Origin of the sequence: Streptomyces longwoodensis (assembly GCF_001514125.1) — a bacterium.
In the GTDB taxonomy this organism is placed as follows: domain Bacteria; phylum Actinomycetota; class Actinomycetes; order Streptomycetales; family Streptomycetaceae; genus Streptomyces; species Streptomyces longwoodensis.
Genome location: NZ_KQ948559.1, coordinates 222,973 through 244,967 on the forward strand (window position 1 = coordinate 222,973; position 21,995 = coordinate 244,967).

The following is a 21,995-nucleotide window of genomic DNA, read 5'->3' on the forward strand; positions in this document are numbered from 1 at the left end:
CGTCCAGTCCCGGACGGCCGCGCAGAAGGCGGGCGTCAACGGCGTCCTGCTGCACCTCGCCCCGTCCGGCGGCGTGGGCAAGCTGCGCGTCTCCCTGAGCTACGCCTCGTTCAAGGACGTCTACGGCGGCAACTTCGGCCCCCGGCTGCGTCTGGTGACCCTCCCGGCGTGTGCGCTGACCACCCCGCAGAAGGCGGCGTGCCGCACGCAGACACCGGTCGCGGGCGCCGACAACGACGCCGCGTCCCAGACGGTGAGCGGCACCGTCTCCACCCGCACCCCGATGCTGCTCGCGGCCGCGGCCACGGCCGACGGTTCCGGCGGCGGCAGCGACTACGGGGCCACCCCGCTGGCGCCGACCGCGACGTGGGAGGCCGGCGGCAGCGCCGGCGACTTCAGCTGGAACTACCCGCTGCGCGTGCCGCCGGCGACCGCCGGCCCGTCGCCGAACCTGTCGATCTCGTACTCCTCCGGTGCGGTGGACGGCCGCACGGCCGGCGAGAACAACCAGACGTCGGTCGTCGGCGAGGGCTTCTCGATCACCGAGTCCTACATCGAGCGCAAGTACGCCACCTGCAAGGACGACGGACAGTCCGGCAAGGGCGACCAGTGCTGGAAGTACGCCAACGCCACGATGGTCCTCAACGGCAAGGCCGTCGAACTGGTCAACGCCTGCACGGACAAGGCGGCCTGCGACAGCGCGGCCCTGTCCCAGGCGTCGGGCGGCACCTGGAAGGTGAAGAACGAGGACGGCACCCGCGTCGAGCACCTGACGGGCGCGACCGGCAACGGTGACGACAACACCGAGTACTGGAAGGTCACCGACGCCTCCGGCACCCAGTACTTCTTCGGCAAGCACCGCCTGCCCGGCTGGAGCGACAAGGGCACCACGGACACCGCCGACGACGACCCGGTCACCAACTCGGTGTGGACGGTACCCGTCTTCGGTGACGACTCGGGTGAGCCCTGCTACAAGTCGACCGGCTTCGCCGACTCCTGGTGCAACCAGGCCTGGCGCTGGAACCTGGACTACGTCGTGGACACCCACGGCAACGCCTCCACGTACTGGTACGCCAAGGAGACCAACTACTACTCCAAGAACGCCGACACCACGGTCAACGGCACCGCCTACACCCGCGGCGGCTACCTCAACCGCATCGACTACGGCCTGCGTAGCGACCTGATCTACAGCAAGCCCGCCGCCCAGCAGGTGCGCTTCACCTACGCCGAGCGCTGCGTCGTCTCCGGCGGCTGCTCCAGCCTCACCTCGACCACCAAGGCCAACTGGCCCGACGTGCCGTTCGACATGATCTGCGCCTCGGGCACCAAGTGCACCACGCAGATCGGCCCGTCGTTCTTCACCCGCAAGCGCCTGACCGACGTCACCACGTCGGTGTGGACGGGCAGCGGCACCACCCAGCGGGACGTGGACACCTGGCACCTGGACCAGAGCTTCCCCGACACCGGTGACGCCTCCTCGCCGAGCCTGTGGCTGAAGTCCATCCAGAACACCGGCAAGGCCAACGGCACCACGGCCCAGCTCCCGCCCGTCGTCTTCGGAGGCATCCAGACGGCCAACCACGTCGAGGGCAGCGGCCCGGACACCCTGCGCTACATCAAGTGGCGCGTGCGGACCGTCAAGTCCGAGACCGGCTCGACGACCACGGTCAACTACTCGGACCCGGACTGCATCTGGGGCACCGGCATGCCGGCGGACATCGACAAGAACACCCGCCGCTGCTTCCCCGTCAAGTGGTCCCAGTCGGGGGCCACCCCGGTCACCGACTGGTTCCACAAGTACGTCGTCACCTCCGTCTTCCAGGACGACCCCTACGGCCACGGCGACACGGGCGAGACGTACTACGACTACCAGGGCGGCGCCGGCTGGGGCTACGCCGACGACGAGGGCCTCACCAAGTCCTCCAACCGCACCTGGTCGCAGTGGCGCGGCTACGGCAAGGTCGTGGAGACCTCCGGCGACTCCGAGGGCCCGCGCTCGAAGAAGTCCACGCTCTACCTGCGCGGCCTGAACGGCGAGAAGGAACTCGACGGCACACCCCGCGTGGAGAAGGTCACCGACTCCACCGGCACCGCCCTCGACGACGCCCGCCAGTACGCCGGCTTCGTCCGCGAGACCATCGTCTACAACGGCACCGACGAGGTCAGCGGCACGATCAACACGCCCTGGTCCTCCCGTACGGGCAGCCACACCTACGGCTGGGGCACCACCGACTCCTGGATCGTCCAGCCCGGCCAGACCAGCACCCGCACCAAAATCTCCACCGGCACTCGCACGGTCACCCAGAAGACCACGTACGACACCACGTACGGCATGCCGCTCACGGTCGAGGACAGCGGCGACGCCGGCAAGGCCGGCGACGAGACCTGCACCCGCACCGGCTACGCCCGCAACACGACGGCGTGGCTCGTGAACCAGGTCAGCCGGGTCGAGGTCTACTCGGTGCCGTGCACGGCCCTGCCGTCCGTCCCCGGCGACGTCATCTCCGACGCCACCACGGCCTATGACGGCCAGGCGGTCGGAGTGGCGCCCAGCAAGGGCGACATCACGGCCACCTACCGGGTCGCGAGCTACGACGCGGTCACCAAGGCGCCCGTCTACCAGCAGGTGTCCGGCTCGACGTTCGACAAGCTCGGCCGCCCGCTCACCGAGACCAACGCCCTGGGCCGCACCGTCGGGACGAGCTACGTCCCCGACGACACCGGCTACGGTCCGCTGACGTCGAAGACCACCACCGACCCCAAGCTGTACAGCTCCACCACCGAGGTGGACCCCGCGTGGGGCACCGCGGTGAAGACCACCGACGCCAACGGCAACGTCACCGAGTGGTCCCTGGACGCACTCGGCCGGGTCCGCGAGGTCTGGAAGCCGGACCGCTCCCGCGCGCTCGGCAACGCGGCCACGCTGGTCTATGCGTACAGCATCAACAACGACAAGGAGACCTGGCTCCGCACCGACGCCCTGAAGGCGGACGGCAAGACGTACAACAGCTCGTACGAGATCTTCGACGGTCTGCTGCGGTCCCGGCAGAAGCAGGTCCCCGCGCCGGGCGGCGGCCGGGTCATCTCCGAGACCCTGTACGACGACCGCGGCCTGGCCTACGTCACCAACGACCAGGTCCACGACAACCTCGCCCCCTCGGGCACCCTGGCCAACACCTTCCCCGGCTCGGTCCCCGCCTCCACCGAGACCGTGTACGACGCCGCGGGCCGGGCCACCGCCTCCATCTTCCGGGTCTACGACCAGGAGAAGTGGCGCACCGGGACCGACTACCAGGGCGACCGCACCGCCGTCACCGCCGCCGCGGGCGGCACCGGCACGCTGACGATCGTCGACGCCCGCGGCCGCATCGTCGAACACCGTGAGTACGGCGGCCCCGCCCCGACCGGGACGGACTACACCCGCACCCTCTTCGAGCACGACCCGTCGGGCCGGCTGACGAAGATGACGGGTCCGGACGACGCCGTCTGGTCCTACGGCTACGACCTGCGCGGCCGCAAGACCACGTCCACCGACCCGGACAAGGGCACCGTCACCACGACGTACAACGACGCCGACCAGCCGGTCACCACCACGACGACCCTGGAGAAGACGACCCGCACCCTGGTCACCGACTACGACGAACTCGGCCGCAAGACCGGCACCTGGGACGGCGTGAAGGACAACGCCCACCAGCTGACCAAGTTCACCTACGACAGCCTCGCCAAGGGCCGGGCCACTGCGGCCATCCGCTACGTCGGCGGCACCACCGGCAAGATCTACTCCCAGGTCGTCACCGGCTACGACAGCCTCGGCCGCCCCAAGGGCGCCAAGACGGTCATCGCCGCGAGCGACCCGCTGGTCGTGGCCGGGGCGCCGCAGACCTTCACCACGTCCACCGTCTACAACATCGACGGCACCGTCCAGTCCACCTCGATGCCCGCGCTGGGCGGCCTGCCCGCCGAGACCGTGGCCAACAGCTACAACGACCTGGGCATGCTCACCGGGTCCGAGGGCCTGACGGACTACGTCCAGAACATCGGCTACTCGCCTTACGGCGAGATCGAGGAGACCCGCCTGGCGACCTCCACGGACGCCAAGCAACTGCAGGTCCTCAACCGCTACGAGGACGGCACCCGCAGGCTGGTCAACTCGCACACCGTCGACCAGACCAACGCCGGCTACACCAGCGACGTCGACTACACCTACGACGCCACCGGCAACGTCACGTCGGTCACCGACAACGCGGGCGGCAAGGACACCCAGTGCTTCGCCTACGACGGCCACCGCCGGCTGTCGGAAGCCTGGACGCCGGCCTCCGGCGACTGCGCCACCGCCCGTTCGGCGACCGCGCTCGGCGGACCGGCCCCCTACTGGACGAGCTGGACCTACAAGACCGGCGGCCTGCGCGACACCCAGGTCGAGCACAAGGCCACGGGCACCTCGACGACCGCGTACGGCTACCCGGCCCTCACCGCCACCGGCGGCGGCCAGCCGCACACCCTGACCTCCGTGACGGTGGACGGGGGCGCGGCGAGGACCCTGCAGTACGACGAGCAGGGCAACACCACCCAGCGGTACGGGCCCACCGGCGTCGCGCAGAGCCTCACCTGGGACATCGAGGGTGAGCTCGTCCGCCTCACGGAGGGCACCAAGACCACCGACTACCTCTACGACGCCAACGGCGACCTGCTGATCCGCCGCGGCACCGACCAGACCGTCCTCTACCTCGCCGGCCAGGAACTCCACTACGACACCGCCGGCAAGAAGTTCACGGCCCAGCGCTCCTACCCTGCTGGCGACGCCACCGCCGTCCGCACCGAGACGGGCCTGACCTGGATGGTCGACGACCACCACGGCACCGCCTCGATGACGGTGGACGCCACCACCCAGGCGGTCACCCGCCGCTACACCAAGCCGTTCGGCGAGACCCGGGGCGCGACACCGCCCGCCTGGCCCGACGACAAGGGCTTCCTCGGCAAACCGGTCGACGCCTCGACCGGCCTGATCCACGTCGGTGCCCGTGAGTACGACCCGGTCCTCGGGCGGTTCCTCTCGCTCGACCCGGTCCTCGTCCCCGAGGACCACGAATCCCTGAACGGCTACGCCTACGCCAACAACACGCCCGTCACCAAGGCCGACCCCACGGGTCTGCGTCCCATCACCGACTGCGAGCGCGGGTGCAGCGACGGCAAGGGCGGCACGTACCACGACTACATGACGATGGGCCCCAACGGCACCTGGGTGTACCACTCCACGAAGACGTACACGGTCAAGGTGCCCGGCACGTCCAGCACGTACATCAGCGCCACCGTCACGACGCGCGCCGGCCGGACCACCTCCGTCGACGTCGCCGTCTTCAAGAAGCCGAGCTTCAAGAAGGGGCCCAACCCCGAACCGGAGCGCAAGAGCGGCAAGAAGGGCGAGGTGATGGACCTCTCCGCCCAGGAACTGGTGATGCTCTGGGCCAAGGGCGGACCGTCCGACGTCACCCTGCCGCCGGACGGCGAGTTCGTCCGCCAGCTGCGCACGGAGGACCACTTCAGGTCCTTCATCCGGAAGATGCAGGGGCTGATCAAGGACGGCGTCTACCACACCGGCAAGGAGTCCTTCGACAAGTCGCACGCCGATCGCAGCGACGGCGAGAAGATCTGGGAGGGTCTCACCGACGTCACCGGCTTCCTCACCGAGGGCATCTACGGCGGCAGCCCCGCGAGCATGGCGCTCGGCTCGTACAACCTCGACTACCAGCTGCTCGGCGTCGCCTGCGAGCCGCCCCGGACCGACTCCGAGTGGGACCACGGCGCCCTGGTCGGGCAGGTGGACGTGACGGTGTCCAACACCATGACGGTAGCCTCGGCCACGCGCAGCCTCTCGGACGACGGATACAAGAACGGTAGTTCCAACCCGGTCATGAAGGCGGGCTCCGACGTCGCCAAGCAGATCTGGCCCGACGGACAGAAGGACATCACCGTGAAGATCCACTGGACCGAGGAGATCTATGTGCCGTACTAGGACGAGCACCAGGAGGAGCCGACGGCTCCTCCTCGCCGCCACCGTCTCCGCCGTCCTCCTCACCGGGGTGTCCGGCTGCGGCGGCGAGGAGGAGGCGCCCGTCCCGAAGGCGAGCCAGGTCGTCGGCCTGTGGAAGAACCCCGGCGGGGACTGGATCGACTTCCGCAAGGACGGAACGGGCACCCTGTCCGCCGGCGCGCAGCTGCAGCTGAACTCACTGGTGAAGCCGTCGGAGACGAAGGCCGTCTGCGCCTTCTCCTGGGGAATGGACACCGTTCCGGCGGGGGGAGGCAAGTGGGTCGCGATGACCTTCCCGGAAGGGCAGTGCGGCTCCCTGGGGAACTCCGGTCTCAACTACTACTACCGGGAATCCTCCGGGGAACTGCTCCTGGCGAATCCCGTCGAGGCTCCCAAGCCTGAGGAGGTCTACGCCCGCTCGGCAGCGACCTCCTGACGCACCACCGGTCACCGCACCGCGGTGACCGCCCCACGGCGGGGAGACGGCCTTCCGTCTCCCCGCCGTTTCCGTTTTGCCATCTCTTTACAACCCGGTCCGCCGCTGCGTCGTCTCTCCGCTCGATCCATCCCGGCCCGCCGACCACGGGCCGCCGACGAAGGAGAGCGATCGATGCGCCGAACCGTCCTCAGTGGCCTGGCACTCGCCGGCACCGCGCTGCTCGCGGGGGCCGTGCCCGCGTTCGCCGACGCGAGCCCCACCCAGGTGCCCCGCACCGCGGCGGCCACGGCCGTCCCGAGCACCGCGCCGAGTGCCGCGCCGAGCGCCGCCCCGGGCACCGGCGCGACCCCGAGCCCGGTGCCGCGCACCGGGAGCGCGGAACCCACCGTGGCCCCCAGCACCGTGCCCGGCCGCGGCCAGGTCCGGGTCGTCCCCTCCGGGGCGCCCGACACCGGTGTGGCGGCCGCCTCCGCCGGTGAGTCCGGGAACACCGGCGCGCTCGTCGGCGGGGGAGCGGCCGTGCTCGCCGGGGCCGGCACGGCCTTCCTCGTCGTACGGCGTCGGCGGGCGACCGGGGCATGAGCCCGCTCTCCCGGCGCGCCGTCGTCGGCGCGGCGGCCACCGCGCTGCTCACCGGCTGCGGCGGACCGAGGGCCGCCCGCCCGGCGGCCAGCCCGGGCGCGCGGCGGTCCGCGTCCCGGGAGAGCGCGGCGCCCCGGCCGTCCGGCGCCGCGCCGGTGCGGCTGCTGGTGCCGGCCATCGGCGTCGACACCCCGGTCCTGCGGCTGGGGCTCGCGGCGGACGGCACCGTGGAGGTGCCGCCGGTCACCGCGCACGACCGGGCGGGCTGGTACCGGTACTCGCCCCCGCCGGGGCAGGTCGGACCCTCGGTGATCCTCGGCCACGTCACGGTCGGCCCCTACGGGGACGGCGTCTTCCGCCACCTCGCGCGGCTGCGCCGGGACGACGGGATCACCGCGCGCCTGGAGGACGGCCGCACCGCGGCGTTCGCCGTGCGCGAGGTGCGCACGGTCGCCAAGGCCGACTTCCCCGCCGACGAGGTCTACGGCGACGTGGACCGGCCGGAGCTGCGGCTCATCACCTGCGGCGGACCCCGGACGGGTGACGGCTACCCGGCGAACGTCATCGTCTTCGCCGCGCTCCGCGCCGCCGGCCCCTGAGCCCACGGCATCCCGGTCCCGGGCCGGCGGAACGTACGCCGCCGGCCCGGGGTCTTCCTCCCCGAGTTCCCCCACGACCCTGGAGAACGGTGAAACGGTCCCGCGACAGGGAGGCGTCCGAGTTGTTCGCCGCCCTGTACCCGCGCCTCGCCGGCTGGTGCCGCCGGCTCGTCGACGACGACGGGACGGCCCACGAGATCGCCTCCGAGTCCTTCACCCGGCTCTGGGCCCGCTGGACGGCCGTCGACGAGCCGCGCGGCTTCCTCTACGTCACCGCGGCCAACCTGGTCCGCGACCACTGGCGCAAGCTGGAGCGCGAGCGCCGGGCCGTGCGCCGCGCCACCACCGAGGCCGCCGTGCGGCCCCCGCAGGAGCAGGACGACCCCTCGGTACGGCTGCTGGTGCAGTCGCTGCCCGGACGGCTGCGCGTCCCGATCCTGCTCCACTACTACGCTGACATGCCGATCCGGGAGGTGGCCGTGCTGACCGGACGCAAGGAAGGGACCGTCAAGGCCGACCTGCACGCGGCCCGCGAACTGCTCCGCGTCCACCTGAGGAGGAGCCTTGATCCCACACGCTGACGACGGGCGCCCCGACGACCGGCGCGTCGGCGGAGGGCTGTACGGGGGGCCGTACGGGCCCGGGTCCGGCGACCAACGCCTCGACGACGGCCTCGGGTCCGGGCCCGACGACGAGCTCGCCGTGATCCTGCGGCCGGTGTCCGACCACCTCGGCCCGCCGCCCGGACGGTACGAGGCGGTCCGCCGCGCCGCCTCCCGCCGACGGCTGGCGCGCACCGCCGCCGGGGCCGGACTGACCTGCGCCGTCGCCGCCCTCACCGCCTTCCTCCTGGCGCCCGGCGCGTCCGAGGCCCCGGCCCGCCCCACACTGCCGCTCGCACCGCCGCCCCCCGCGAGCAGCGCCCCCGCCGCACCGGCCCCGTCCGCTTCACGGCCCCCGTCCACACCCCCGTCCCGCTCCCCCTCCCCGTCCCCCTCGTCCGAGCCGAGCCGGACCCCGGGCGCCCGGACGGGCCCGTCGGCGATGCCCCGCACGGCCCCGTCGACGGCCCCGGCCGTCCCGACGGCGAGGCAGGGGCGGACGGTGGCCCCCACGCAGGAGGCACGACGGGACGTCGCGGACATCCCCTAGAGTCCTCGTCCACGTCCCTCAAGGGACCCTCTGCCGCGACCCCCAGGAGGACTCAGTGCCACACCCGCAAGGGCTCACTCCTGAGGAGAAGCTCGCCCAGGCGAAGAGGCAGCTGGGCCTCCCGCGGATCGTCGTGATCTGCGGCTCCACCCGCTTCATGACCGAGATGGCCGAGGCCGATCTGCGGGAGACCGGAGCCGGAAGGATCGTCGTCAGGCCGGGCTGTGACCTGAAGTCGCCGCACGAGCTCTGGTCCGATCCCGCCGGGGCCGAGGCGCTGAAGGCCCGACTCGACGAGCTGCACCGGGCGAAGATCCGGCTCGCCGACGAGGCGCTCGTGGTGGGCGACCACATCGGGGAGAGCACCCGGGCCGAGATCGCCTACGCCCGGTCGCTGGGCAAGCCCGTACGGTTCACGCACCCCGAGGTCGACCCGGACGCCTGACCTCTCAGCCGGAACTCCGGGCGGGGGACGGCCGGTTCGTGGGCGCGTGTCAGTGCCCCTGGCCGGTCGTGGTGGTCGTGAACGCCGCCGTGTGGACCTTGTCGGCCACCTTGAAGTCCAGGAACAGGCGGTACGTGCCCGGGGTCGGGGTCGTGGCCGTGAAGGTGACCTCCGGGCCGGAGGGCGTCGTGCCCTTCGCCTCCTCGTGCGGGTGCACGTGCAGGTAGGCCAGGTCGCCGGAGCGCAGGGCGACCAGGTGGCCGTGGGCGCCGAGGTACGGCTGGAGCGTGGTGACCGGACGGCCCGCGCGGGAGACGGTGAAGGTCAGGTCGCTCTCCCGGCCCGGGGTCAGCGCGCCGTCCAGCCGGACGGTGTAGCCGTCGACGGTCGCGGTGGTCGCCGGGGAGGGGAGGGCGTGGGCCGCGTACCGCCCGGTGACCGCCAGGTCGGAGCCCAGTGTCAGGCCCTCCTTCGCGGCGGCCGGCGTGAAGTCGGCGAACACCCGGTAGCCGCCGGCCTCGGGCAGCTCGACGGGGGTGCTCCAGGTGCCGTCGGCCGCGCGGGTGGGGTGCAGGTGGCGGTAGGCGATCAGCTCGCGTGAGGCGACGATCAGGTGCAGCTGCTTGCCGTGCTCGGTGCGGTACCCCGTCACAGGGGCGCCCTCAGCGTCCCGGACGACGAACCGCAGCGTGGTCCGTGCGCCGGCCGGAAGCGAGTCGGTCTCCAGGTCGAGCGTGTAGCCGTTCTCGGTGACCTGGAGGCCGGCGGGGGCGTGGGCGGTCGTCGGCTCCTGTGCGGCATGGCCGTCGTCGTCCGCCATCGACGCGTGCGCCGTCTCCTGTGTACGGCCGCCGTCGACCGGGGCGACCGCGCTGCCCACGCCGTAGGCGGCCGCGAAGGCGGCGGTGAGCGCCGCGGCGAAGGCGCCGGTCTTCCTGAGGGGGCTCATCCGGATCTCCTTGCGTCTCGATACCCATGGGGGGTATACATGGCGGCACCTTATACCCCCTGGGGGTATAGAGAAAAGGGAAGGGCCAGGGAGGAACAATGACCACCACCGCCCCCGGCGGCACCGCGGTCGAGCTCGCCATCGGCGGCATGACCTGCGCGTCCTGCGCGGCGCGCATCGAGAAGAAGCTCAACCGCATGGACGGGGTCACCGCCACCGTCAACTACGCGACGGAGAAGGCGAAGGTGACCCACGCGGACGGGGTGTCCGTCGCCGACCTGATCGCCACCGTCGAGGCCACCGGGTACACCGCCCGGGAACCCGTCGCGCAGGCACCCGACACCCCGGTCACCGACCCGGTGGACGAACTGCGGCCGCTGCGCGAGCGGTTGGTCACCGCCGTCGTGCTCGCCGTGCCGGTGATCGCCCTGGCGATGGTCCCGGCGCTCCAGTTCGACAACTGGCAGTGGCTGTCCCTCACCCTGGCCGCCCCCGTCGTCGCCTACGCCGCCTGGCCGTTCCACCGTGCCGCCTGGACCAACCTGCGCCACGGCGCCGCCACCATGGACACGCTGATCTCGGTCGGTGTCTCGGCCGCGTTCCTGTGGTCGCTGTGGGCGCTGTTCCTCGGCGACGCGGGCACGCCCGGCATGCGCCACCCCTTCGAACTGACCGTGGAGCGCGGCGGCGGCGCCGGGAACCTCTACCTGGAGGCGGCGGCCGGCGTCACCGCGTTCCTCCTCGCCGGGCGCTTCTTCGAGGCCCGCTCCAAGCGGCGGGCGGGCGCGGCCCTGCGGGCGCTGATGGAACTGGGTGCCAAGGACGTGACGGTGCTCCGCTCGGGCCGCGAAGAGCGGGTACCGGTGACCGAGTTGAGGACCGGTGACCGCTTCCTCGTCCGGCCCGGCGAGAAGGTCGCCACCGACGGCGTCGTGGTCGAAGGGACCAGTGCCGTGGACGCCTCGATGCTCACCGGGGAGTCCGTCCCGGTCGACGTCGCCGTCGGCGACACGATCACCGGCGCCACCGTCAACGCGGGCGGCCGGCTGGTCGTCGAGGCCACCCGGATCGGCGCCGACACCCAACTCGCCCGCATGGCACGGCTCGTCGAGGACGCGCAGAACGGCAAGGCCGCCGCCCAGCGGCTCGCCGACCGCATCTCCGGCGTCTTCGTGCCCGTCGTCATCGGGCTCGCGCTCGCCACGCTGGGCTTCTGGCTGGGCAACGGGGCCGGCCCCACCGCCGCGTTCACCGCGGCCGTCGCGGTGCTGATCATCGCCTGCCCGTGCGCCCTGGGCCTCGCCACCCCGACCGCCCTCATGGTCGGCACCGGGCGCGGCGCGCAGCTCGGCATCCTCATCAAGGGCCCCGAGGTGCTGGAGTCGACCCGGCGCGTGGACACGGTCGTCCTCGACAAGACCGGCACCGTCACCACCGGCCGGATGACCCTGCTCGCCGTCCACACCGCCGACGGCGAGGACGAGAAGGCCGTACTGCGGCTGGCCGGCGCCCTGGAGCACGCCTCCGAGCACCCGGTCGCCCGCGCGGTCGCCGCCGGAGCCGTCGAACGGGCCGGCGCCCTGCCGGTGCCGGAGGAATTCGCCAACGTGCCGGGACTCGGCGTCCAGGGCGTCGTCGAGGGGCACGCCGTGCTCGTCGGGCGCCGACGGCTGCTCGCCGAGTGGGCGACGGAGCTGCCCACCGCGCTCGTGGCCGCCGCCGAGGAGGCCGAGCGCAGCGGTCGTACGGCCGTCGCGGTGGCCTGGGACGGGCGGGCCCGCGCGGTCCTGGAGGTCGCGGACGCGGTGAAGGACACCAGCGCGGAGGCGGTACGGCGGCTGCGCGCGCTCGGCCTCACGCCCGTGCTGCTCACCGGCGACAACCGCGCCGTCGCCGAGGCCGTGGCCGCCGAGGTCGGCATCGCCGAGGTGATCGCCGAGGTCCTCCCCGAGGACAAGGTCGCCGTCGTACGGAGGCTGCAGGACGAGGGACGCACCGTCGCCATGGTCGGCGACGGCGTCAACGACGCGGCCGCCCTCGCCCGGGCCGACCTCGGACTCGCCCTCGGCACCGGCACCGACGCGGCGATCGAAGCGGGCGACCTCACCCTGGTCCGCGGCGACCTGCGCGTCGCCGCCGACGCGATCCGCCTCGCCCGGCGGACACTCGGCACCATCCGCTCCAACCTGTTCTGGGCCTTCGCGTACAACGTCGCCGCGCTGCCGCTCGCCGCGGCCGGGTTGCTGAACCCGATGATCGCGGGCGCCGCGATGGCCTTCTCGTCGGTCTTCGTGGTGAGCAACTCGCTGCGCCTGCGCGGTTTCCGCCCGCAGTCCTGAGAGCCGGGCGGGCTGCCACGAAAGGCGGGGAGGGCGAGTTTTGAACGTGTTCAAGAACGGCGTACGCTCAGGCCATGAGCGACAGAGCCGCCCTGCTCCAGGGCATCCGCGCGTGGCTGGTCTTCTTCGTCGTCTGCCTGGTGCTCAGCGGCGCCACGGCCTTCCCGCTCGTCCACGAACTGCGCTGGACCGAGAGCCTGTTGCGGAGCCTGTCCGTGCCGGAGCACCTGCCCGGGCTGATGCACTGGATCGAGCGGGTGCGGCAGGGGCTCGACGCGACCGACGCCGAGTACCCCTTCGTGCTGTACGGCACGGACTGGCTCGCCTTCGCCCACCTGGTCATCGCGGTCGCCTTCTGGGGGCCCTACCGCGACCCGGTCCGCAACATCTGGGTCGTCGAGTTCGGCATGATCGCCTGTGCCGGCGTCGTCCCGCTCGCCCTGATCTGCGGGCCGGTGCGCGGCATCCCCTTCTGGTGGACGCTCGTCGACCTGTCGTTCGGGGTGTTCGGGGTGCTCCCGCTGTGGGTGGTGCGCAAGAAGATCCAGCGCCTGGCGGCGGCTACCTGAGCGCGGCCAGGGCGATCCGCTGCGCCACCGGGTTCATGCCCTCGCCCTTCGCGTCCGTGGAGTTGACCGAGAACACCAGCGTGCGGCTCAGGTCGCGGGTCGCGGCCAGCACGGTGCTGTAGCCGTACCGGGCGCCCGACTTGAGCCAGTAGACCCGGCCTTCGTGTTCGAACCGCTGGAGCCCCGCCGAGTAACTGGCGCCGGGGACGTCCGCGGGCACGGTGAACATCTCCTCCAGCTGCGGAGCGGGCACCAGCTCCCCGCGGAACAGCCGGGTCAGCAGCCGTTCGAGGTCGGCCGCCGTGGAGATCATCCCGCCGGCCGCCTCGTCGGCCGGGACCCACTCGGTGACGTCGACGAACTCGGCCGTCCCGTTGGCCCGTTGCACCTTCTGGTAGCCGTGGTTGTGCGGGCCCCGGATGCGCGGGTCCGTGCCGGGGAAGGAGGTGTCCCGCATCCCGGCGGGGCGCAGGACCAGGGCGGTGGCGGCCGAGGCGTACGGCCGGCCCGTCACCTCCTCGACCAGCAGCCCGAGCACGGTGTAGTTGATGTTGAGGTAGTGCTGTCGCGTCCCCGGGTCGAACTCCGGGCCCTTGGCCACCGCCGAGGCCACGACCTGGCGCGGGCCGAGCTGCTCGAAGCGGTGGGCGTAGAGCTCCTCGAAGGAGTCGCCGAGGCCGTCGCCGGCCGGGATGCCGCTGGTGTGGTTGAGCAACTGCCGTACGGTGACGGGCCGGAACGCCGGTCCGAGCAGGTCCGGCAGGTAGTGCTGCACGGGCGCGTCCAGGTCGATCCTGCCGTCCGCCGCGAGGCGCAGCACGGCCGCCGCCGTCACCACCTTGGTCGTGGAGCCGGCCCGGAAGCGCGCCCGCGGATCGGCCGGCCGGCCGCTCGCCAGGTCGTGCACCCCGGCGCTGCCGCGCCAGCGGCCGTCGTCGCCGCCGACCCGGACCAGCGCCGCGGTGGCGTCGTCGTCCGGCAGCCCGGCCAGCGCGGCCCGGAGCGCGGCGGCGTCCGGCCCGGCCACGGTCCCGGCCCGCACCGCCGACGGAGGGGCCGGCGCGGCCGACGCGGGTGCGGCCAGCGGACCGGCGGCGGCCAGCAGGGCGACGGACAGGGCGAGGACGGTCGTACGGCGGTGCACACGCATGCGGGACTCCTGGGGGCCGAGGCGTCGGGAAGGGCTGCGTGATCATCCTCGGCGCGGCGGGAGCCGCACGGATCGTCGCCGAGGAGGGGACGCATCCCTGGCCGACCCCCGACCAACCCCCCACATCAGCCCGGGAGTTGTCGGGGTTACCCCCTAGAGGCCGCGACCGCTCACGCCTCCCTCAGCGCGCACAGGACGTCGACGCGGTTGGTGGTGATCGAGTCCACGCCCAGGTCGATCAGGCGGCGCATGGCGCGGCGGGTGTCGGGGGTCCACACGGACAGCAGCAGGCCGGAGTGGTGGACGCGGGCCGCGAGGGCGCGGTCCACCAGGGACCAGCGGTAGTTGAGCCAGCGCGGCCGGACCGCGTCCAGCAGGGCCGGACGCGGGGGAGCGAGGCTCGTGCAGGTCAGCGCGATCTCCGCGGACGGGTCGGCGCCCCGCACCGCCAGCATCGCCTCGGCGTCCGCGCAGTAGTACACGCGGTCCTGCGCCCCGGCCTCCCGCACGGCGTCCACCACCCGGCGGGCCGCGCGCACCTCCCGGGTGCCGGGCAGGTCCAGCATCACCCGGCTGCCGTCGGTCGCCGCCAGCGCCTCGGCCAGTGTCGGCACCCGGCCCCCGGTCACCCCGTGCACCTCGGCGGCGGAGAGCGCGCGCAGCGGCCGGTCGTGCTCCCACAGCCGGTTCAATGTGTCGTCGTGCAGGAGCACCGGCACGCCGTCCCGGGTGAGCCGTACGTCGATCTCCACCGCGTCCGCGCCCAGGCGGAGCGCGGAACGCAGGGAGTCGAGGGTGTTCTCACGGAAGCGGTAGGGGTCGCCCCGGTGGGCCACCGCAGTCACGGTCTGCATGCGCCCATTGTGGTGGGCGCCGGGGCGCCCGGTGTCAGGCGGTCAGCCAGCGCGTCGTGTAGGCGTCGATCTCGTCCGTGATCCGGGCCTTGCCGGGTGCGTCCAGGAAGGACGCCTCCACCCCGGCCTTGGCGAGGCCGGCGAGGCCGCGCTCGTCGAGGTCGAGCAGGCGGGCGGCGACCGCGTACTCGTTGTTCAGGTCGGTGCCGAACATCGGCGGGTCGTCGGAGTTGATCGTGACCGGCACGCCGGCCCGGACGAACTCCCGGATCGGGTGCTCGTCGAGCGAGCGGACCGCGCGCGTGGCGATGTTCGAGGTCGGGCACACCTCCAGCGCGATCCGCCGCTCGGCGAGGTGGGCCAGCAGCTTCTCGTCGCGCGCGGAGCTGGTGCCGTGCCCGATGCGCTCGGCGCGCAGGTGGGTCAGCGCGTCCCAGACCGTCTCCGGGCCGGTGGTCTCCCCGGCGTGCGGCACCGAGTGCAGGCCCGCAGCGATCGCCCGGTCGAAGTACGGCTTGAACTGCGGGCGCGGGACGCCGATCTCCGGGCCGCCGAGCCCGAACGAGACCAGGCCCTCCGGACGCACCCGGTCGTCCGTGGCGAGCCGCGCCGTCACCTCGGCCGACTCCAGACCGGCCTCGCCGGGGATGTCGAAGCACCAGCGCAGCACCGTCCCGAACTCCTTCTCGGCCGCCTTGCGCGCGTCCTCGATGGCGTCCATGAACGCCCGCTCGTCGATGCCGCGCCGCACCGACGAGTACGGGGTGATGGTCAGCTCCGCGTAGCGCACCTGCTGGCGGTGCAGCTCCCGGGCCACCTCGTACGTCAGCAGGCGGACGTCCTCCGGGGTCCGGATGAGGTCGACGACGGACAGGTAGACGTCGATGAAGTGGGCGAAGTCCGTGAACGTGAAGTAGTCCGCGAGGGCCTCGGGGTCGGTCGGCACCTTGGAGTCGGGGTGCCGGGCGGCGAGCTCGGAGACGATGCGCGGGGAGGCGGAGCCGACGTGGTGGACGTGCAGCTCGGCCTTGGGCAGCCCGGCGATGAAGGCGTGCAGGTTCCGGGGGACGCGGGCGGCGTCGGAGGTGGTGGGGCCGCTCGGAGCGGTGGGCTCGGTGGCGCCGGCGGGTGCGTCGCGGTGGTCGGTCAAGGGGTCCTCCCCGGGGCGGCGTCCCCCGCGGCCGGTGGCCGCCGGACGGGACGCGGTGATCGGCTGATCGGTGTCTCGCGGATCATCGTAGGCCGGGAGCGGGGCGGTCCGGGCGGGGGCCGTAGCATGACGGAACGTACGACGGAGGGGGCTCCACATGTCCGAGGACGCGACACCGGCAGGAGCACCGCGGGACGCGCGACCGCCGGGGGAGGGGGAGGAGCGGGCCGAGTCGCCCGTCGATCCCTTCGCCCCGCCGGCCGACCCGTTCGCCCCGCCCGCCGACCGCGACCCGTTCGCTCCACCGGCCGCCCCCGGCTCCTTCGCCCGGCCGGAGGGCGCCGACCCCTTCACCCCGCCGGTCACCCCCGCTCCCGGTCCCGCCGCACCCCCGCCGCCGCACGGCCCGTACCCCCCGTACGCCGGGTACGACCCGTACACCCCCTACGGCGGCGCCCCGCACCCCGTCACCCCGAGCGTCCCCCAGGACGGCGCCGTCCCCCCGCCGCCCCTCGCGCCCGGCGGTCCCGGGCAGGTGCCGTACGGCTATCCGGGCGGCCCGGGCTTCCCGCCCCCGCAGGGCCACCCGGGCGGCGGCCACGGGTTCCCGCCCGTGCCCGGCCACCCGGCCGGCCCCGCGTTCCCCGTGCCCTACGGATGGCCCGGGATGCTGCCCCCGAGCAACGGCATGGGCACCGCCGCGCTGGTGTGCGGCATCGTCTCGGCCGCCGGCTTCTGCCTGTGGCCCCTGGCCATCGTGCTGGGCGTCCTCGCCGTGATCTTCGGCGTGATGGGCCGGGCCAAGGCGGCCAAGGGCGAGGCCACCAACCCGGGGCACGCCCTGGCCGGGATCATCTGCGGCGCGGCGGGCTTGCTCATGGGTGTGGGCGTGGTCCTGCTGCTGATCCTCAGGTGACCCGGTCCGCTTCCCCCCGCAGCCGCCTCCGCGCCTCCATCAGCGCGAATCCCAGCAGGTTCGGCCCCCGCCACCGCTCTGGGTCGCCCGCCGCCGCGTCGTCCGCCGCGAGGCCGATGCCCCAGACCCGGTCCACCGGGCTGGCCTCCACCAGCACCCGCTCCCCGGTGTTCACCAGGAACTCCCGCAGCGCCGGGTCGGACGAGAACTTGTGCACGCTGCCCTCGACCACGATCCCGGACCGCTCGCGCTCCCACACCGCCTCGTCGAAGTCCCGCACCAGCCGCCCGGCCTTCTTCGCGTCCGCGGGGTGCTCCGCGGCCAGCACTCGGCGCTCGGCCTCGGCATCCGCGAAGAGCCGCGCCTTGCCGGCCATCATCCAGTGCTCGGCCGTCGCGTAGGCGACCCCGTCGACCACGAAGGGTGACGGCCACCACTGGCTCAGGCAGCTCGGCCCCACGCGTCCGTCCGGCCGCGGCCGGTGCCCCCAGAAGTAGAGGTACTTCACCGTCGACCCCGCCCGGAGCGCCCTGATCAGGGACTCCCGGGAGTCGATCCTCCCCGTGTCGTTCACCATGCACGCGAGTGTCGCAGGCACCACGGACACTGCGTCCGTCCTTTTCCGCGTCGACTCGACACCTGGTCGACAGATTCCGTCGCGTAACCGAAAGGCAACAACGGAATCCCTTGTGAGGGTCTCATCGCTCTGTCAGGATCGGCACTCAAATCGAGCTGGAGCTACGCCACCCCACCCCCGTGCACCTGCGGGGCGACGGCTCAGGAGAGCGACATGCAGAACCCGGACACCGCCCCTGTGGACGGATCCGACGGAATCACCGCCCTTCCCGCCTTTCCCGCTCAGGAGCGCTTCGCCCAGGGCGCGCAGTTCATCGGCGGCCGCTACCGCCACGGCACCTCGGCGGCCACACACACCGTGGTCGACCCGGCCACCGGCCGCGACGTCCTGACGTACGCGCTGGCGAGCACCGACGACGTCGACGCGGCGGTCGCCGCGGCGCGCGCCGCCTTCCCGGGCTGGGCCGGGGCCACCCCCGGCGAGCGCTCCGACGCGCTGCACCGCTTCGCCGCCGTGCTCGCCGACCGCGCCGAGGACCTGGCCCGCGCCGAGTCCCTCCAGTGCGGCAAGCCGCTGAAGCTCACCCGTGAGTTCGACGTGCCGGGGACGGTCGACAACACCGCGTTCTTCGCCGGCGCGGCCCGCCACCTGGCCGGGCTGTCCGCCGGGGAGTACTCGGGGGACCACACCTCGTACGTGCGCCGCGAGCCCATCGGCGTCGTCGGCTCCATCGCGCCGTGGAACTACCCGCTGCAGATGGCGGCGTGGAAGGTCCTCCCGGCGATCGCGGCGGGCAACACCATCGTGCTGAAGCCCGCCGAGCTCACCCCGCTGACCTCGCTGCTGTTCGCCGAGGCCGCCACCGCCGCCGGCATCCCGGACGGGGTGGTCAACGTCGTCACCGGCACCGGCCGGGAGGCGGGCGAGCACCTGGTCGGCCACCCGGACGTGGCCATGACCTCCTTCACCGGCTCCACCGCGGTGGGCCGGCGCGTCGCCGAGGTCGCCACCGCCTCCGTCAAGCGCCTGCACCTGGAGCTCGGCGGCAAGGCGCCGTTCGTGGTCTTCGACGACGCCGACCTGGAGGCCGCCGCACAGGGCGCGGTCGCGGGCTCGCTCATCAACACCGGGCAGGACTGCACGGCCGCCACGCGCGCGTACGTGCAGCGGCCCCTGTACGAGGCGTTCGTCGCGCGCACGGCCGCCCTGATGGAGACCGTCCGACTGGGCGACCCCTTCGCGCCCGGTACCGACCTCGGCCCGCTGGTCTCCGCCGCCCAGCGCGACCGCGTGGCGGGCTTCGTCGACCGGGCCCGCGCCTACGCGCGCGTGGTGACCGGCGGCGAGATCCCCGGCGGGGAGCACAGCAACGGCGCGTACTATCGGCCCACGCTGGTCGCCGACGCGCCCCAGGACAGCGAGATCGTCCAGGCGGAGATCTTCGGCCCGGTCCTCGTGGTGCTGCCCTTCGACACCGACGACGACGGCCTCCGCCTCGCCAACGACACGCCGTACGGGCTGGCGGCGTCGGCGTGGACCCGGGACGTCTACCGGGCGAACCGGGCGACCCGCGAGATCAGGGCCGGCTGCGTGTGGGTCAACGACCACATCCCCATCATCAGCGAGATGCCGCACGGAGGCTTCGGGCAGTCCGGCTTCGGCAAGGACATGTCCGCGTACTCGTTCGAGGAGTACACGCAGATCAAGCACGTTATGTTCGACAACACGGCGGTTGCTGCGAAGGACTGGCACCGCACCGTCTTCGGGGACCGATAGCAAACGGGCCGCCTGACCCGCGGCCGACCCTCCCGGAAGGGCACCACGCGCATGGAGCAGTACGAGCCCGACGACCGTCTCTCACCGGCCCAGGTGGCCGCGATGCGGCGCAGTCTCCGCAACGGCCGGGCGGCCCTGACCCGCCGGTCGCTGCTGCGGGCCTCCGCGGGCGGCGCGCTGGCGCTGGGCGGCCTCGGGTCGCTGAGCGCCTGCGGGATCCCCGCGGCCGGCAAGACGGCGGGCGGCACGTCCGCCGAGGACCACTCGGCGCAGGAGAAGAAGATCGCCTTCTCCAACTGGACCGAGTACATGGACGTCGACGACAGCGGCAAGCACCACCCGACCCTCGACGCCTTCACCAAGCGGACCGGCATCAAGGTCACGTACACCGAGGACATCAACGACAACAACGAGTTCTTCGGCAAGATCAAGCCGCAGCTCGCCGCCGGCCAGGACACCGGCCGCGACCTGATCGTCCTCACGGACTGGCTGGCCGCCCGGCTGATCCGCCTGGGCTGGGTGCAGAAGCTCGACCCGGCCAACCTGCCGCACGCCTTCGCCAACCTCTCCGGCCAGTTCCGCAGCCCCGACTGGGACCCCGGGCGCGCCTACTCCTACCCCTGGCAGGGCATCTCCACGGTGATCGCCTTCAACAAGAAGGCGCTGGACGGCGTCGAGGTGACGTCGGTCTCCGACCTGCTCGACAACCCCAAGCTCAAGGGCCGGGTCGGCTTCCTCACCGAGATGCGCGACACCGTCGGCATGACGCTCCTGGACCTCGGCAAGGACCCGGCGAGCTTCACCGCCGACGACTACGACGCGGCGATCGCCCGCCTCCAGAAGGGCGTCGACCGCGGCCAGATCCGCCGCTTCACCGGCAACGACTACACCTCCGACCTCACCAAGGGCGACCTGGCGGCCTGTCTGGCCTGGGCCGGTGACGTCGTCCAGCTCAAGGCGGACAGCCCCGACGTCGACTTCATCGTCCCGGACAGCGGCTACCTGACGTCCAGCGACAACCTGCTGGTCCCCAACAAGGCCCGGCACAAGACCAACGCCGAGCGGCTGATCGACTACTACTACGAGCCGCAGGCCGCCGCCGAGCTCGCCGCCTACATCAACTACGTCTGCCCGGTGGACGGCGTGAAGCCCTACCTGGCCAAGATCGACGCGGACGCGGCGAACAACCCGCTGATCATCCCCGACAAGGCCATGCAGGCCAAGTCGCACGCCTTCCGCTCGCTGAGCGCGAAGGAAGAGACCGCATTCGAAGCGCAGTTCGCGAAGCTCACTGGGGCGTGACCACGATGAAGACCACGAACGACAGCGGCGGCGACGTCCGCCTGACCGGCATCGGCAAGACCTACGGCGCCTTCACCGCCGTCCACCCCCTGGACCTGACCGTGCCCCAGGGCTCGTTCTTCGCGCTGCTCGGCGCGTCCGGCTGCGGCAAGACCACCACCCTGCGCATGATCGCCGGCCTGGAGGAGCCCACCACGGGCACCGTCCACCTCGGCGACCAGGACGTCACCCACCTGCCGCCCTACAAGCGCCCGGTGAACACGGTGTTCCAGTCCTACGCCCTCTTCCCGCACCTCGACATCTTCGAGAACGTCGCCTTCGGCCTGCGCCGGCGCGGCATCAAGAGCGTGAAGAAGCAGGTCGAGGACATGCTGGAGCTGGTCCAGCTCGGCGAGCAGGCGCGCAAGAAGCCGCACCAGCTCTCCGGCGGCCAGCAGCAGCGCGTCGCGGTGGCCCGCGCGCTGATCAACCACCCCAAGGTGCTGCTGCTCGACGAGCCCCTCGGCGCCCTCGACCTGAAGCTGCGCCGCCAGATGCAGCTGGAGCTCAAGCGCATCCAGACCGAGGTCGGCATCACCTTCGTCCACGTCACGCACGACCAGGAGGAGGCCATGACCATGGCCGACACGGTCGCCGTGATGAACGCCGGCCGTGTCGAGCAGCTCGGCGCGCCCGCCGACCTCTACGAGAACCCGCGGTCCACGTTCGTCGCGAACTTCCTCGGCACCTCCAACCTGATCGAGGCCGAGGTCGACACCCGCAGCGGCGACGACATCGTCCTGCGGGCCGGCGGCGGCAAGCTCGTCCTGCCCGCGGCGCGCTGTACCGCGCCCACCGCGGCCGGCGGGAAGGTGCTGGTCGGGGTACGCCCCGAGAAGATCTCCCTGACCCACGCGGACGACGCCGGCTCCATCCCCGAGGGCCGCAACCGCATCACCGGCACCATCGCCGACGCCAGCTTCATCGGCGTCTCCACCCAGTACGTCGTCGACAGCGCGGTCTGCCCCGAGCTCGCGGTGTACGCGCAGAACGTCGAGCGCGACGGCCGCCTGGTGCCCGGCGCGGAGGTCGTCCTGCACTGGAGCCCGGCGCACACCTTCGGGCTCGACGCCGACCAGGACATCGACGCGGGCGTGGGGTCCGTCGAGGAAGAGGCCGCGTAGCG

18 protein-coding genes are annotated in these 21,995 nt (G+C 72.6%); 13 read left to right on the top strand and 5 right to left on the bottom strand.

Features of this window, described 5'->3' with window-relative positions:
* The first annotated feature begins 451 nt into the window (after positions 1–451).
* From AQJ30_RS26905 to AQJ30_RS26935, 7 genes are all read left to right on the top strand, one after another.
* On the top strand, positions 452–6,013 hold the full coding sequence (locus tag AQJ30_RS26905; protein ID WP_245727148.1) for an RHS repeat domain-containing protein: 5,562 nt from the start codon (positions 452–454) through the stop codon (positions 6,011–6,013).
* A complete protein-coding gene (locus AQJ30_RS26910) occupies positions 6,000–6,467 on the top strand; it encodes a hypothetical protein (protein ID WP_159052394.1) in 468 nt (155 codons plus the stop codon). The genes AQJ30_RS26905 and AQJ30_RS26910 overlap by 14 nt, the downstream gene beginning before the upstream one ends.
* 174 nt (positions 6,468–6,641) lie before the next feature.
* Positions 6,642–7,052, top strand: coding sequence for a hypothetical protein (locus tag AQJ30_RS26915; protein WP_067239139.1), 411 nt, complete (start codon positions 6,642–6,644; stop codon positions 7,050–7,052).
* A complete protein-coding gene (locus tag AQJ30_RS26920) occupies positions 7,049–7,651 on the top strand; it encodes a class F sortase (protein WP_067239142.1) in 603 nt (200 codons plus the stop codon). The genes AQJ30_RS26915 and AQJ30_RS26920 overlap by 4 nt, the downstream gene beginning before the upstream one ends.
* An 89-nt stretch (positions 7,652–7,740) precedes the next feature.
* Positions 7,741–8,232 carry an RNA polymerase sigma factor gene (locus AQJ30_RS26925; protein ID WP_067239145.1) on the top strand — a complete coding sequence of 164 codons (492 nt, stop codon included), beginning with the start codon at positions 7,741–7,743 and terminating at the stop codon, positions 8,230–8,232.
* A complete protein-coding gene (locus AQJ30_RS26930) occupies positions 8,216–8,803 on the top strand; it encodes a hypothetical protein (protein ID WP_245727137.1) in 588 nt (195 codons plus the stop codon). The genes AQJ30_RS26925 and AQJ30_RS26930 overlap by 17 nt, the downstream gene beginning before the upstream one ends.
* Positions 8,804–8,858: 55 nt before the next feature.
* Positions 8,859–9,248: a hypothetical protein gene (locus AQJ30_RS26935; protein WP_067239147.1), complete on the top strand. Its 390-nt coding sequence runs from the start codon at positions 8,859–8,861 to the stop codon at positions 9,246–9,248.
* 49 nt (positions 9,249–9,297) lie between these two features.
* Here the strand turns inward: AQJ30_RS26935 and AQJ30_RS26940 are convergent, their stop codons facing one another.
* Positions 9,298–10,197, bottom strand: coding sequence for a hypothetical protein (locus AQJ30_RS26940; RefSeq protein ID WP_067239150.1), 900 nt, complete (start codon positions 10,195–10,197; stop codon positions 9,298–9,300).
* A 98-nt stretch (positions 10,198–10,295) separates the two neighbouring features.
* Between AQJ30_RS26940 and AQJ30_RS26945 the strand changes: the two genes are divergently transcribed.
* Positions 10,296–12,536, top strand: a complete 2,241-nt coding sequence (locus AQJ30_RS26945) for a heavy metal translocating P-type ATPase (protein ID WP_067239152.1) — start codon at positions 10,296–10,298, stop codon at positions 12,534–12,536.
* A 74-nt stretch (positions 12,537–12,610) separates the two neighbouring features.
* Positions 12,611–13,105 carry a hypothetical protein gene (locus AQJ30_RS26950; protein WP_067239155.1) on the top strand — a complete coding sequence of 165 codons (495 nt, stop codon included), beginning with the start codon at positions 12,611–12,613 and terminating at the stop codon, positions 13,103–13,105.
* On the opposite strand, the gene AQJ30_RS26955 is transcribed toward AQJ30_RS26950, so the two are convergent.
* The 3 genes from AQJ30_RS26955 to AQJ30_RS26965 form a co-directional block, all read right to left on the bottom strand.
* Complete coding sequence (locus AQJ30_RS26955) at positions 13,098–14,255, bottom strand: serine hydrolase domain-containing protein (RefSeq protein WP_067239157.1); 1,158 nt, start codon at positions 14,253–14,255, stop codon at positions 13,098–13,100. The two genes, AQJ30_RS26950 and AQJ30_RS26955, sit on opposite strands and share 8 nt — an antisense overlap.
* Positions 14,256–14,425: 170 nt before the next feature.
* The gene (locus AQJ30_RS26960; protein WP_067239159.1) at positions 14,426–15,109 is read right to left on the bottom strand and encodes a glycerophosphodiester phosphodiesterase; all 684 of its coding nucleotides are present in this window, start codon (positions 15,107–15,109) and stop codon (positions 14,426–14,428) included.
* A gap of 34 nt (positions 15,110–15,143) precedes the next feature.
* Positions 15,144–16,319, bottom strand: a complete 1,176-nt coding sequence (locus AQJ30_RS26965; RefSeq protein WP_067239297.1) for an adenosine deaminase — start codon at positions 16,317–16,319, stop codon at positions 15,144–15,146.
* A gap of 97 nt (positions 16,320–16,416) precedes the next feature.
* Between AQJ30_RS26965 and AQJ30_RS39565 the strand changes: the two genes are divergently transcribed.
* Positions 16,417–17,175 carry a DUF4190 domain-containing protein gene (locus tag AQJ30_RS39565; RefSeq protein ID WP_245727138.1) on the top strand — a complete coding sequence of 253 codons (759 nt, stop codon included), beginning with the start codon at positions 16,417–16,419 and terminating at the stop codon, positions 17,173–17,175.
* On the opposite strand, the gene AQJ30_RS26975 is transcribed toward AQJ30_RS39565, so the two are convergent.
* Entirely contained in the window at positions 17,168–17,752 is a 585-nt protein-coding gene (locus AQJ30_RS26975; protein WP_067239162.1) for a riboflavin biosynthesis intermediates N-glycosidase, read from the bottom strand. The two genes, AQJ30_RS39565 and AQJ30_RS26975, sit on opposite strands and share 8 nt — an antisense overlap.
* A gap of 213 nt (positions 17,753–17,965) precedes the next feature.
* Here AQJ30_RS26975 and AQJ30_RS26980 point away from each other — a divergent pair, with 213 nt between their 5' ends.
* From AQJ30_RS26980 to AQJ30_RS26990, 3 genes are read left to right on the top strand one after another with little or no spacing between them, the layout of a single operon-like run.
* Positions 17,966–19,528, top strand: coding sequence for a gamma-aminobutyraldehyde dehydrogenase (locus AQJ30_RS26980; RefSeq protein ID WP_067239164.1), 1,563 nt, complete (start codon positions 17,966–17,968; stop codon positions 19,526–19,528).
* Between the two features lie 51 nt (positions 19,529–19,579).
* Complete coding sequence (locus AQJ30_RS26985) at positions 19,580–20,830, top strand: polyamine ABC transporter substrate-binding protein (protein WP_067239166.1); 1,251 nt, start codon at positions 19,580–19,582, stop codon at positions 20,828–20,830.
* Complete coding sequence (locus AQJ30_RS26990) at positions 20,827–21,993, top strand: ABC transporter ATP-binding protein (protein WP_067239169.1); 1,167 nt, start codon at positions 20,827–20,829, stop codon at positions 21,991–21,993. The genes AQJ30_RS26985 and AQJ30_RS26990 overlap by 4 nt, the downstream gene beginning before the upstream one ends.
* Positions 21,994–21,995 lie beyond the last annotated feature (2 nt).